This is a genomic window from Burkholderia sp. AU33423, from assembly GCF_002223135.1.
Classification (GTDB): Bacteria; Pseudomonadota; Gammaproteobacteria; order Burkholderiales; family Burkholderiaceae; genus Burkholderia; species Burkholderia lata_D.
This window is the reverse complement of record NZ_NKFH01000010.1, coordinates 162,716-175,776: the sequence shown is the minus strand read 5'-3', so window position 1 is coordinate 175,776 and position 13,061 is coordinate 162,716. Positions and strand designations below refer to the sequence as shown.

At 68.5% G+C, this 13,061-nt stretch carries 8 protein-coding genes and 1 pseudogene; 4 read left to right on the top strand and 5 right to left on the bottom strand.

The features are described from left to right. The first annotated feature begins 41 nt into the window (after positions 1–41). The 3 genes and pseudogenes from CFB50_RS36175 to CFB50_RS36165 all read left to right on the top strand — a co-directional run bounded on the left by CFB50_RS36175 (position 42) and on the right by CFB50_RS36165 (position 4,636). Positions 42–2,003 (top strand): phosphatase PAP2 family protein, encoded by a 1,962-nt coding sequence (locus CFB50_RS36175; protein WP_089449199.1) that lies wholly within the window; start codon positions 42–44, stop codon positions 2,001–2,003. A gap of 292 nt (positions 2,004–2,295) precedes the next feature. Beyond that, a pseudogene (locus tag CFB50_RS40390) lies at positions 2,296–2,395 on the top strand (LacI family transcriptional regulator); the annotation flags it as partial. A gap of 135 nt (positions 2,396–2,530) precedes the next feature. Beyond that, complete coding sequence (locus CFB50_RS36165; RefSeq protein WP_089449198.1) at positions 2,531–4,636, top strand: TonB-dependent siderophore receptor; 2,106 nt, start codon at positions 2,531–2,533, stop codon at positions 4,634–4,636. 141 nt (positions 4,637–4,777) lie between these two features. Here CFB50_RS36165 and CFB50_RS36160 read toward each other — a convergent pair whose 3' ends face one another. From CFB50_RS36160 to xylA, 5 genes are all read right to left on the bottom strand, one after another. Continuing rightward, a complete protein-coding gene (locus CFB50_RS36160) occupies positions 4,778–5,989 on the bottom strand; it encodes a sugar ABC transporter permease (RefSeq protein ID WP_089449197.1) in 1,212 nt (403 codons plus the stop codon). Further along, positions 5,986–7,545, bottom strand: a complete 1,560-nt coding sequence (gene xylG, locus CFB50_RS36155) for a D-xylose ABC transporter ATP-binding protein (protein ID WP_089449196.1) — start codon at positions 7,543–7,545, stop codon at positions 5,986–5,988. Before xylG ends, CFB50_RS36160 begins: the two co-directional genes overlap by 4 nt. Positions 7,546–7,611: 66 nt before the next feature. Next, positions 7,612–8,640 carry a D-xylose ABC transporter substrate-binding protein gene (xylF, locus tag CFB50_RS36150; protein ID WP_069250061.1) on the bottom strand — a complete coding sequence of 343 codons (1,029 nt, stop codon included), beginning with the start codon at positions 8,638–8,640 and terminating at the stop codon, positions 7,612–7,614. Positions 8,641–8,763: 123 nt separating this feature from the next. Then, a complete protein-coding gene (xylB, locus tag CFB50_RS36145) occupies positions 8,764–10,242 on the bottom strand; it encodes a xylulokinase (protein ID WP_089449195.1) in 1,479 nt (492 codons plus the stop codon). A 4-nt stretch (positions 10,243–10,246) separates the two neighbouring features. Then, complete coding sequence (gene xylA / locus CFB50_RS36140; protein ID WP_089449194.1) at positions 10,247–11,569, bottom strand: xylose isomerase; 1,323 nt, start codon at positions 11,567–11,569, stop codon at positions 10,247–10,249. 265 nt (positions 11,570–11,834) lie between these two features. Here xylA and CFB50_RS36135 point away from each other — a divergent pair, with 265 nt between their 5' ends. After that, positions 11,835–13,034, top strand: coding sequence for a XylR family transcriptional regulator (locus CFB50_RS36135; RefSeq protein ID WP_089449193.1), 1,200 nt, complete (start codon positions 11,835–11,837; stop codon positions 13,032–13,034). Positions 13,035–13,061 lie beyond the last annotated feature (27 nt).

Below are 13,061 nucleotides of genomic sequence, written 5' to 3'. Positions count from 1 at the left end.
ACCACAATTCGCCATCTTCGACCATCAGGATGGAGTCTTGCATGTTTGCGTCACGAAGCCGTTTCCCGCTGCACGTCGCAGCCTTGTCGAGTGCGATCGTGCTGGCAGCGTGCGGCGGCGGCGATGATGTCGCGTCGACCAGCACCCTGGCCGCGGCCGTTCCCGCGCCGCCCGCCGACCCCGGCTTCGTCGACAGCGCACCGCTCCCGAGCGTGCCCGCGTTCGTCGACAACATCGCGACCAACCAGCGCGGCGACGCGCGCTATGCGACGCTGTCGACCAACGCCGCGGTGCGCATGTTGGGCCGCTACCTCGATCTCTGGCAACCGGCGACGATGCTGGTCGACGCAGGCGTGAGCGCGCAGGCGTTCGGCGCGTTCCCGGCCATCTCGCCGTCGACCTGCTCCGGGCTGCCGAACAGCGGCGTATCGTGCGGCACGATCCTGAACGATGCGGTGCTGTCGGCCAACGTGCAGTACGTGATCAACGCGACGACCGCCCGCACGCCGCAGCAGGCCGATGCCGCGTACTACGACGACCGGCGCGGCAAGGCTTACAGCGTGACCGACGGCATGGGCCCGCTCACCGCCGCGTGGCGCACCGCGGCCCAGCAGACGACCAGCATCACCAGCATTCCGTCCGACGCGACGACGGTGCTGTACAACGACTCGGGCAACAACGTCGGCGTCGGCAGCAGCAGCGGCAACGCCAGCTTCGGGAAGGTTGTCGACCTGCTCAACGAAATGGGCAACAACGCGTCGACCGAACCGTCGAAGCGCTTCTTCAAATATGCGCGCCCGTACCGCTGGAGCACGAGCGTGGTCGTCGCGCCGACGCTCGTGCCGGCGGAAAGCACGACGCCCGCGACCGACGGCGGCTTCATCAGCGGCCACACGGCCGAGGCGGTGCGCGATGCGACGACGATGGCGTGGCTCGTGCCGGAGCGCTTCCAGGAAATGATCAGCCGCGGCCTCGAGCTCGGCGAGAACCGGATCCTCGCCGGCATGCACTCGCCGCTCGACGTGATCGGCGGCCGCATGCTCGCGCTGGCCGTCAGCGCGGCGAACCTGACCGCGTACGCCAATGACGCGCAGGCCGCCTACACGCAAGCCCACCAGGCGCTGCAGCAACTGACGGGGACGAGCGCCACGACGTTCTCCGCCTTCGCGCACTCCGGTACGGCGACGACCGACCGGTTCGCCGACTACGCGACGAACAAGGCCGCATTCCTGCGCCGCATGACGTTCGGCTTCGGCGCGATCGAATCGACGGACGCGCCGCCCGTCGTGCCGAAGGGCGCGGAGATCCTGCTGCAGACGCGCTTCCCGTACCTGAGCGCCGAGCAGCGGCGCGTCGTGCTGAAGACGACCGAACTGCCGTCCGGCTATCCGGTCATGGACGATGCGGAAGGCTGGGGGCGCCTGAACCTGTTCGCGGCCGCCGACGGCTACGGCGCGTTCAACGGCAACGTGGTCGTGTCGATGGATGCGTCGCAGGGCGGGCTCAATGCGGCCGACCTGTGGCGCAACGACGTCGCGGGCGCCGGCAAGCTGACGTTGCAAGGCAGCGGCACGCTGACGCTGGCGGGCAACAACAGCTACACGGGCGGCACGCAGGTGAGCGGCGGCACGCTGGCGGCCGCGTCGACAATGGCGTTCGGCAAGGGCGACGTGTACGTCGGCTCGGGCGGCGGCGTGAAGATCGCGGCCAATGCACCGGTGACGATCGCGACCCGCTATACGCAGCTCGACAACACGACGCTCGAACTCGACATCGACGGCAACGGCGGCGGACGCCTGCGCGTGGGCGGCCCGCTCACCGTCACGGGCGGCACGCTGCACGTGAAATTCGTGAACGGCTACGCGCCGAAGGCCGGCGACACCATCGCGCTGATCGACGGCGCGGCGGCGGCCGCGAAGTTCGCGACGGTGACGGTCGACGGGTTCAAGGCAACGCCCGTTTATACCGCGACGGGTGTGTCGGTCACGCTGTCGGCGGCGTAACCGGCGCCGGGCATCGATCCTGGCAGCGAGGCCGCTCGGGGGCGCCTTCGCGTGGGCCCCCGCTCACACGAAACGGGCGGGCGCCGCCGTGCCGGCTTCGCCCGACGGGCAAGACCGCGTGCCGAAGCGTCGCTGCAGCTCGATGATCGTCGGCCGGTTGAAGTCGTGGACATCCGGCGTGGCGCCGGTTCACCTCGACACGGAATTCCAGCGCACGCGCGCGTCTCGGCGAGCAACCGCAGCGCCTCGCCGAGCAAGCCCTTCTCCGGTTCCGACAGTTGATCGCCGCGGCCAGTACATCGAGACCCATTCGAAGGTGCGGATCGTCGGCCCGTACTACTCGCAATCGCAAATGGCGACCGCGCCGAACCGGACGACCGACGGGCTGTCGGGCCCATCTCAAAATTACGATTGCAAATGCCTCTCATTTGCATTAAATTGCCGCGCGAATGTACTGTTTGGAACACCGATGTCGGCGCAAGGCCGCCCGCCGTGCCCGAACGCGAACGAGACAAAAAGGGACAGGTATGAGCAGGAGGAACTGGGCGGCCGCACCGATGGCCATCGTCGTCGGCACGGCCGGCATGGGTGCAGCGGACGCACAGGAAACGGCGCTGCCTGCGATCGAGGTGTCCGCGCAACGCGCGACGGCGCCGTTTCGCACGCGCGATTCGACGAGCGCGACGCGCAGCGAGGCGGACGTGATGGACATTCCGTTCGCGGTCAGCAGTGTCGATACGAAGCTGATCCAGACCGTGGCCGCCACGCGCGGCGACGATCTTTACGACTGGGTCGCGGGCGTGTCGCGCCAGAACAACTTCGGCGGCCTGTGGGACAACTACGCGGTGCGCGGCTTCGCCGGCGACGGCAGCACGTCCGGCACCGACTACCTGGTCAACGGCTTTTCGTGGAATCGCGGGATGAGCGTGCCGCGCGACACCGTCAACCTCGAGCGCATGGAAGTGCTCAAGGGGCCGGCGTCCGCGCTGTATGGCCGCGGCGATCCGGGCGGGATCATCAGCTATACGACGAAGCAGCCGCAGTTCGCACGCGCGAACACCATCGGCGTGTCGGCCGGCAGCTACGGCGCGTTGCGTCAGACACTCGATTCGACCGGCCCCGTCACGAAATCGCTCGCGTACCGCTTCGTCGCGATGAACGAGAACAACGGCAGCTTCCGCGACACGGTATCGAGCAAACGCTACCTGTTCTCGCCGTCGTTCACGTGGGACATCGGCGCGGACACGACGCTCCATTACGAGTTCGAGAGCGCCCGTCAGCGCGCGCCGCTCGATCGCGGCGTGCTGGCGGTCAACGGGCAGCTTGGCGTGATCCCCGCGTCGCGCTTCCTCGGCGAGCCGCGCGACGGCGACTACGACGTACGCAACACGGGCCACCAGTTCACGCTCGAACATCGCATCGATTCAGCCTGGTCGATCAACGCGGGCGTCGCGCAACGCAACACCGACCTGTCGGGGCGCTCGTCCGAGGCATTCGCATTGCAGCCGGACGGCCGCACGATGTGGCGCCGCTACCGGCAAGTCGCGTTTCACTCGAACGACCTGCAAGGCCGCCTCGAGACGACCGGCACGTTCCGCACGGGCGGCATCGGCCATACGCTCGTGATGGGCGTCGATGCGTATCGCTTCAACTACGACCAGTTCGTCACGCGCTCCACGCCGAGCGCCGCGGCGCCCTATGCGATCGACATCTTCGATCCGGTCTACGGCCAGCCCGCGCCGACGCCGCGCACCGCGACCAACCTGCTCGAACGCGACGACGGTCAAGGCGTCTACGCGCAGGACACGCTCGCGTTCGGGCCGCACTGGAAAATCCTGGCCGGGCTGCGCTGGGATCGCTTCCACCAGTCGATCGACAACCGCCTGAAGGGTGTGACGACGAGCCAGTTGCAGACCGCGGTGAGCCCGCGTATCGGTGTCGTGTATGAAATGAGCCCCGCGTGGTCGCTGTATGCGAACACCGCGTACTCGTTCCGGCCGAACAACGGCGCCGACGTCGGCGGCAACGCGTTCGATCCCGAAAAGGGCCACGGCTACGAAGCCGGCGCGAAATGGGCGGGCGCGCGCTCGCTCACGACCGTCTCGGCGTTCTACGTGACCAAGCGCAACGTGCTCACCGCCGATCCCGCGAATGCCGGCTTCTCGCGCGCGGCCGGCGAAGTGCGCAGCCGCGGTGTCGAATTCGAATGGAGCGGCGACCTCGGTCACGGCCTGCGCGGCATCGCGAACTTCGCGTACGTCGACGCCGAGGTCACGCGCGATACCGTGCTGGCGCCCGGCTCACGCCTCGTCGACGTACCGCGGCTGAGCGGCAGCGCGCTGCTGATGTACGAGACGACCCTTCCGTTCGCGGACAAGGCCGGTGCCGGCGCCGGCGTGATCTATGTCGGGCGCCGCGCCGGCAACACGGCCAACACGCAGGACGGGTTCGAACTGCCGGCCTACGCGACCGTCCAGCTCAACGGCTACGTTCAGGTCAACAAGCACCTGCGTGCGTCGGTCGTGCTGAACAACCTGTTCAACCGCACCACCTACGTCAGCTCGTACAACAGCCTGTGGGTCACGCCGGGTGCGCCGCGCAGCCTGTTTGCTTCGCTGGCCTATTCGTTCTAGGTCGAATCGGGCCTCGGTCGATCGCGTTCGTCCGCCATCCGCATCGCGAACGCGAGCGCTTCGGCGCGCTCCCGCAGCAGCGCGCGCAGCGCATCCGCCATGATGCGCCGGTCGCGCGGATTGCCCAGGCCGAGCCCCGCCTCACCGCCGATTGGACCGCGACACCACGTCGATCCACACCGCCAGCACCAGCACCGCGCCCTTGACGATCATCTGCCAGTACGCGTCGACGTCCAGCATCGACATGCCGTTGTCGAGGCTCGCCATTACGAGCGCACCGATCAGCGCGCCGTAGACGGTGCCCGACCCGCCGCGCATCGACGTGCCGCCGATGAAGCACGCGGCGATCGCATCGAGTTCGCCCATCGTGCCGGCGGACGGCGACCCCGCCGCCAGCCGCGCCGTGTTCACCAGGCCGGCAAACGCACACATCAGCCCCATCAGCGCGAAGATCGCGAGCTTCACGCGATCGGTATCGACGCCCGACAGCCGCGTCGCCTCCAGGTTGGAACCGACGGCGTAGATGCGCCGGCCGAACACGGTCTGCGTCGCGATCCACGTGAACGCACCGAGCAGCACGAGCAGCAGCAGCACGGGCACCGGGATGCCGCCGTAGCGGTCGAGCGTCGCGACGAAGGCGAACAGCACCGCGCCGGCGCCGACGACCTTCGCGACGTCCTGCCACCGCGGCGCGACCGCGAGCCGGTAGCGCCGCCGCGTCGCGCGCTGCCGCACCACCAGCAGCAACACGAGTGCGAACAGCAGGATCGCGAGGCCGTCCCCCACCAGGCGCGGCAGATAGCCCTGCCCGATGAACACGAAGCCGTCCGACACCGGCGCGATCGTCGAGCCGCCCGTCACGCCGAGCAGGATCCCGCGAAACGCGAGCATCCCGCCCAGCCCGACGATGAACGACGGCACGCGCCGATAGGTCGACCACCAGCCGTTGAAGAGCCCGATCAGCACGCCGAGCGCGAGCACGGCCGGGATCGTCGCCGCGACCGGCCAGTGGCGGTTGACGTCGAGGATCGCCGCGACGCCGCCGAGCAGCCCGAGCAGCGAGCCGACCGACAGGTCGATCTCGCCCGCGATGATGACGAACACCATCCCGCACGCGAGCATGCCGGTGATCGACATCTGCCGCAGCAGGTTCGATACGTTGCGTGGTGTGACGAACGCGCCGTCCGTCAGCACCGAGAAGAACGTCCAGATCACGACGACCGCCAGCAGCAGCGCGAGCAGCTTGTAGCGCGCGAAGATCTGGCGAAGCGGCAGCCCCGCCGGGCGGCCGGCGGAACGATGCGCTTCGGCATCCGGCGTCGCCGGGGTCGATGAAGAGAGTTCGGAATTCATGTCGCGCTCATTGCGGTGGGTTCGGTGGACAGTCGCGCGGGCTTCAGCGCGGCGCCGAGAATCTGTTCCTGCGTGAGGCCCTGGTTGACGAAATCGCCGCGCAGCTCGCCTTCGCCGATCACCAGCACGCGATCGGCCAGCCCGAGCACCTCGGGCAGCTCCGACGATACGACGATCAGCGCGACGCCCCGCTTCGCCAGCGCGAAGATCAGCCGGTAGATCTCCACCTTCGCGCCCACGTCGACGCCGCGCGTCGGCTCGTCGAGGATCAGCACCTGCGGCTCGGCCAGCAGCATCTTGGCGAGCACCGCCTTCTGCTGGTTGCCGCCCGACAGGCTCGCGATCGGCAGGAAAGGATGCGCGGCGCGCACCGAGAGCCGCTGCATCTCGGTGCGGATCGCATCGAGTTCGGCGGCCGCGTCGATCCGCCCGCGCGCCGCGAAGCGCCGCAGCACCGCCAGCGTGATGTTGTGGCCCACGCCGAGCTGCGGCACGATGCCGTGGCGCTTGCGGTCCTCCGGCACCATCGCGATCCCGGCGCGGATCGCGTCGGCCGGCGAACGAATCTGCAGCACCCGGCCGTTCATCAGCACGGTCGCCGTGCACGCGCCCGGATACGCGCCGAAGATCGCCTGCATCAGCTCGGTGCGGCCCGCGCCCACGAGCCCGGCGACGCCGAGGATCTCGCCGCGCCGCACGCTGAACGACACGTCGTCGACCCGCTTGCGGCGCGCGTTCGTCACGTCGCGACAGGTCACGTTCCGCGCCTCCAGCACGACCGCGCCGATCTCGTGCGGCTCGCGCGGATACAGGTCGCGGATCTCGCGGCCGACCATCATCGCGATGATCCGGTCGGTGGTCAGCGCGCGCATCGGCTCGGTCGCGACATGCCGGCCGTCGCGGATCACGGTGACCGTATCGCAGACGGCCGCGACCTCGTCGAGCTTGTGCGAGATGTACACGCACGCGACGCCGCGGCGCTTCAGGTCGCGCACGATGTCGAGCAGGATGCGCGTTTCGGCCGCGCTCAGCGACGACGACGGTTCGTCGAGGATCAGCAGCTTCGCGTCCTTGTTCAAGGCCTTCGCGATCTCGATCAACTGCTGGTGGCCGCCGCCATAATTCATGACCGGCTGCGCGACGTTGATCGAGTCGATCCGCAATTCGTGCAGCAGCGCCTCGGCGCGCCGGACCATCGCGGCGAAGTTCATGCGCCCGCCCGGCAGCGTGATCTCGTTGCCGAGGAAGATGTTCTCGGCAACCGACAGTTCGGGCACGAGCATCAGCTCCTGGTGGATGATCACGATGCCCGCCCGCTCCGTGTCGCGCACGCCGGTTGCCGCGAGCGGCGCGCCTTCCCAGCGGATTTCGCCGTCCCACGTGCCGTGCGGATAGACACCCGACAGCACCTTCATCAGCGTCGACTTGCCCGCGCCGTTCTCGCCGCACAGCCCGACGCATTCGCCGGGCCGCACGGTGAGGTCGATGCCGTCGAGCGCTTTCACGCCGTCGAATGCCTTGACGATGCCGCGCATCGTCAGCAAGGGTTCCGTCATTCGTTCATTGCCTCGCAGTAAGCGCGGCCGCCGTCTCGGCGGCCGCGCGTCGCGTCCGTCGTACGCTTACTGGCTCGCCAGCTGCGCCTGGGTATAGAAGCCGTCCTTCACGACGACGTCGACGTTGCGCTTGGTCAGCAGCGTCGGCTGCAGCAGCACCGTGTCGACCTTCTTCTTGCCGTTGTCGTATTGCGCGTTGAACGCGGGCTTCGCGCCCTTCGCGAGATCCACGGCAAGCTTCGCCGCTTCGCTCGCGATCAGCTTGAGCGGCTTGTAGACGGTCATCGTCTGCGTGCCGGCGATCACACGCTTGACCGCCGCGAGATCCGCGTCCTGCCCGGATACCGGCACCTTGCCGGCCAGATGCTGCGCGGCGAGCGCCTGGATCGCGCCGCCGGCCGTACCGTCGTTCGACGCGACGATCGCGTCGATCCGGTTGTTGTTCGCGGTCAGCGCATCCTCGGTGATGCGCAGCGCGGTCGACGCGCTCCATTCGGGCACCCACTGCTGGCCGACGATCTTGATGTCGCCGCGATCGATCGCGGGCTTCAGCACCTTCAGTTGTCCTTCGCGCAGCATCTTCGCGTTGTTGTCGGTCGGCGCGCCGCCGAGCAGGAAGTAGTTGCCCTTCGGCTTCGCATCGAACACGCCCTGCGCCTGCAGCTCGCCGACCTTCTCGTTGTCGAACGAGATATACGCGTCGACGTCCGCGTCGAGGATCAGCCGGTCGTACGACACGACCTTGATGCCGGCCTTCCTCGCTTCGGCGACGACGTTGCCGAGCGTCTTCGAGTTGAACGGCACGATCACGATCACGTCGACGCCGCGCGAGATCAGGTTCTCGATCTGCGAAATCTGCCGCTCCTCGCTCGCGTCGGCCGACTGCACCGACACCTTCGCGCCGAGCTTCGTCGCGGCCGCGACGAAATAGTCGCGATCGCGCGACCAGCGCTCGACGCGCAGGTCGTCGATGCAGAAGCCGATTTCGGGCTTGTCCTTGCTCGCATGCGCGAGCGGCGTGCCCAGCGCGAGGATCGCCAGCGCAGCAGCGCCGGCAAGCGAACTCAATACGGTACGACGCGTCACGGATCTCATGTCTCCACTCCTTGTTTTTGGACAACCTCACGAACGCCGGGCGAGCGCCGAAATGCGCCGCCCGCATCGAGTCACTGCAAAGCACGGCATCGTGCGACGAGCATCGCGTCAGCGATCCGCACGTCAAACGCCCGTGGCAAACACCGGTTCGAGCGCACGGTAAAGCGCGCGAAACGTCGGCCGCCGCACGTCGCGATACCGCGCGTGGCGCGCCATGTCCGGCTCGCGCACCGCGATGATCGGCGGCTGCGGGCACACGTCGTCGAGCGGCGCATCCGGTTCGAGCGCGAGATGCGCGAGGCGCGCGGCGCCCAGCGCCGGCCCCACCTCGCCGCCCGCGCGCAAGGTCAGCGCACGGCCGCTCAGGTCGGCGAGCATCTGCGTCCAGTACGCGCTACGCGAGCCGCCGCCGATCACCGTGATGCTGTCGGGCGCGAGCCCGGCCGCATGCAACGCGTCGATGCCGTCGAGCAGCGCGAAGCCGACGCCTTCGAGCGTCGCGTTCGCGAGATCCGCGCGCTGCGTGTCGGGCGTGAGCCCATAGAACACGCCCTTCGCATTCACGTCGTTGTGCGGCGTACGCTCGCCGCTCAGGTAAGGCAAAAACCACGGGCGGCTCGCGCGTGCATTCGTCTCGGCATCGTCGAGCAGCGCCGCGACGCCGTCATAGCCGGCCAGTTGCGCGGTGAAGTCGATACAGCCGGCCGCGTTCAGCATCACGGACATCAGGTGCCACGTCTCCGGCAGCGCGTGACAGAAGCTGTGCACGGCCGATTCGGGATTCGCGCGGAACCCGTCGGACACCGCGAAATAGACACCCGACGTCCCGAGCGACAGCAGCGCATCGCCGGGCCGCACGATGCCGACGCCCACCGCGCCGGCCGCGTTGTCGCCGCCGCCCGCCACCACCGGGATCTCGCGCAGCCCGAGCGCGCGCGCGACGGCCGGCAACAGGGTGCCGGTGACGCGATTGCCCTCGAACACGGCCGGCATCTGCGCGCGCGACAGCCCGCATGCGGCAAGCAGCGTGTCGTCGTAGTCGCGCTTCGCGACGTCGAGCCACAGCGTGCCGGCGGCATCCGACGGATCGGTCGCGAACGCGCCGGTCAGCCGGTAGCGCAGGTAGTCCTTCGGCAGCAACACATGGGCGATGCGCGCGAACACGTCAGGTTCGTGACGACGCACCCACAGCAGCTTCGGTGCGGTGAAACCCGGCATCGCGATGTTGCCGGCCACGGCGCGCAGCGTGGGCGCGAGTCGTTCGAGTTCCGCGCACTCGGCGTCCGCGCGGCCGTCGTTCCACAGAATCGCGGGGCGCAGCACGGCGCCGTGCACGTCGAGCAGTGTCGCGCCATGCATCTGGCCGGTCAGTCCGAGTGCGTCGATGTCGCGCGGATCGATACCCGCCGTGCGCGCATCCGAGACGAGTGCGGCCAGCACGCTGCAGGCAGCGTCCCACCAGTCACGCGGGGCCTGCTCGGACCAGCGCGGCCGCGGCCGGCTCACCGCGAGCGGGCGGCTCGCGCTCGCGCGCACCGCGCCGTCGCGGTCGAGCAGCACCGCCTTCACGCCCGACGTGCCGAGATCGAGTCCGATGTACATGGCGTCAGCGCAGCCCGTAGATCGCCTGGTTCACGATGTTCTCGCACCGCTCCTGCGCGCCGCTCGCGTGCCGCGGGTTCACGCCGCGCGCGAGCGCCTCGGCCGCGAGCGACTCCAGCGTATAGTCGCCCGACAGGATCTTGCGGCCGAACGCGTCGTCCCACTGCGCATAGCGTTGCCGGCGCAGCGCGTCGAGCCGGTCGTTCTCGACCAGCACCGCCGCGCGTTCGAGCGCGAGCGCGAGCACGTCGATCGCGCCGACGTGGCCATAGAACAGATCTTCCGGATCGATGCTCTGGCGGCGCACCTTCGCATCGAAGTTCATCCCGCCGGTCGTGAAGCCGCCGTGACGCAGGATTTCGTAGAACGCGAGCGTCAGCTCCTCGACGCTGTTCGGGAACTGGTCGGTGTCCCAGCCGTTCTGCGGATCGCCGCGGTTCGCATCGACGCTGCCGAACACGCCGAGCGCGAACGCATTCGCGATCTCGTGATGGAACGAGTGGCCGGCGAGCGTCGCGTGGTTCGCCTCGATGTTCACGCGGATTTCGTTCTGCAATCCGTACTGCACGAGAAAGCCGTGCACCGTCGCGACGTCGTAGTCGTACTGGTGCTTGGTCGGCTCCTGCGGCTTCGGCTCGATCAGCAGCGCGCCCTTGAAGCCGATCCGGTGCTTGTGCTCGACGACCATCGACAGGAAGCGGGCAAACTGCTCGCGTTCGCGCTTCAGGTCCGTATTGAGCAGCGTCTCGTACCCTTCCCGCCCGCCCCACAGCACATAGTTCTCGCCGCCGAGCCGGTGCGTCGCATCGAGCGCATGACATACCTGGGTCGCGGCCCACGCGAACACGTCGGGGTTCGGATTCGTCGCGGCGCCGGCCGCGAAGCGCGGGTGCGAGAACAGGTTCGCGGTGCCCCACAGGAGCCGCACGCCGCTCGCCTGCTGACGCTCGCCGAGATAGTCGACCATCCGCGCGAAATTCGCCGCATATTCCCGCAGGCTGTCGCCTTCCGGTGCGACGTCGGTGTCATGGAACGTATAGAAAGGCGTGCCGAGCTTCGTGAAGAACTCGAACGCCGCATCGGCCTTCATCCGCGCCCGCTCGAGCGCATCGCCCGGCTGCTGCCACGGCCGCTGGAACGCGCCCTGCCCGAAGATGTCGTGCCCCGGCCACACGAACGTGTGCCAGTAGCAGACGGCGATCCGCAGATGCTCGGCGAGCGTCTTGCCCAGCACGCGCCGCTCGGGGTCGTAATGGTGGTACGCGAGCGGATTGTCCGACTGCGGGCCTTCGTAGCGAATCGCGGGAATGTGTTCGAAATACGACATGGCGTCTCCGTGCAGGGTCTTGTTGCGGCGCAACGCGCGTCGTGGTGACGCACGCGGCCGAATTCGGTAGGCTGGATCGTGCCCGCGCCCCTGCCGGGCGGCAATTGCGAAATTGCGCAGCACGCTTAATGTTTCTTGCCAGCCGCTGCGCGCGGCGCACGTTCCGCCCTACAATCGCCGAACACCAGACACCGCGCGCCGCCGACCCGGGCGCGCCCCGGAGACAACGGCACGGCGCCCCCGACGCGCGTGCCCCGAGATCGAGATGACACGCGTCCCTTCCGCCCAGACACCGCATCGCATCGCGCTGCTGTTCAACGCGAACAAGGTCTACGACCGCGAGATCATCAGCGGCATCGGCCAGTACCTGCACACGACGCGCGTGGTGTGGGACCTGTTCCTCGAAGACGACTTCCGCTGCCGGCTCACCGGCATCGAGCGCTTCGACGGCGACGGCATCATCGCGGACTTCGACGATCCCGCCGTTGCCGACGCGCTCGCCGGCTCGCCGCTGCCGATCGTCGCGGTCGGCTCGTCGTACGAGGATCCGGCCCAGTATCCTGACGATGTCCCATATATTGCGACGGACAACCCGAAGCTCGTGTCGCTCGCGTACACGCACCTGATCGGTGCGGGACTCGCGCATTTCGCGATGTACAGCCTGCCGATCGCGCAGGAAAACCGCTGGGCGCAGCAGCGCGAGCTCGCATTCGACCGGCTCGCGCGCGCGGACGGGCTCGATGCGCCGATCTACCGCGGGCTGTCGACGAGCGCATCGGGCTGGAATCACGCGATCGAACAGCTGATCGGCTGGCTGCATGCGCTGCCGAAGCCGGTCGGCGTGATTGCCGTGACCGATGCGCGTGCGCGGCACCTGCTGCAGGCCTGCCTGATCGCCGGGATCGCGGTGCCGGAACAGGTGGCGATCATCGGCATCGACAACGATCCGCTCACGCGCACGCTGACGCGCATTCCGCTGTCGTCGGTCATCCAGGGCACCGAGGAAATGGGCCGCACCGCCGCGCACCTGCTGCACCGGATGCTGCGCGGTGCGCGCTTTCCCGGGCAGCGCATTCTCGTGCCGCCGGTCGGCATCAACGTGCTCGAGTCGACGCGCCACCAGCCGCTGGCGAGCCCGCACGTGATGCGCGCGCGGCATTTCATCCGCCAGTACGCGTGCCAGGGGATCAAGACCGAACAGGTCGCCGACTATGTCGGCGTATCGCGTTCGCTGCTCGAGGAGCACTTCCGGCGCGAATTGCAGCGCACCGTGCACCAGGAAATCCTGCGCCACAAGCTCGAAGCCGCGCAGGCGCTGCTCGCCGGCAGGCAGGCGTCGAGCGCCGAGGTCGCGATCCGTTGCGGGTTCACGTCGCTCCAGTACATGTACGCAGTGTTCAGGCGCGAGCTGGGCTGCACGCCGCGCGAACACCAGGAACGCGCGGCCGCCTCAGCGTCATACTGACGGCCGCCGCCCATCTGACCTCCTCCC

Bases quoted from the DNA above. Each gene is read 5' to 3' on its own strand.
- CFB50_RS36165 (WP_089449198.1), top strand. From the start codon at position 2,531: ATGAGCAGGAGGAACTGGGCGGCCGCACCGATGGCCATCGTCGTCGGC.
- xylB (WP_089449195.1), bottom strand. From the start codon at position 10,242: ATGTACATCGGACTCGATCTCGGCACGTCGGGCGTGAAGGCGGTGCTG.
- xylF (WP_069250061.1), bottom strand. From the start codon at position 8,640: ATGAGATCCGTGACGCGTCGTACCGTATTGAGTTCGCTTGCCGGCGCT.
- CFB50_RS36135 (WP_089449193.1), top strand. From the start codon at position 11,835: ATGACACGCGTCCCTTCCGCCCAGACACCGCATCGCATCGCGCTGCTG.
- xylA (WP_089449194.1), bottom strand. From the start codon at position 11,569: ATGTCGTATTTCGAACACATTCCCGCGATTCGCTACGAAGGCCCGCAG.
- CFB50_RS36160 (WP_089449197.1), bottom strand. From the start codon at position 5,989: ATGAATTCCGAACTCTCTTCATCGACCCCGGCGACGCCGGATGCCGAA.
- CFB50_RS36175 (WP_089449199.1), top strand. From the start codon at position 42: ATGTTTGCGTCACGAAGCCGTTTCCCGCTGCACGTCGCAGCCTTGTCG.
- xylG (WP_089449196.1), bottom strand. From the start codon at position 7,545: ATGACGGAACCCTTGCTGACGATGCGCGGCATCGTCAAGGCATTCGAC.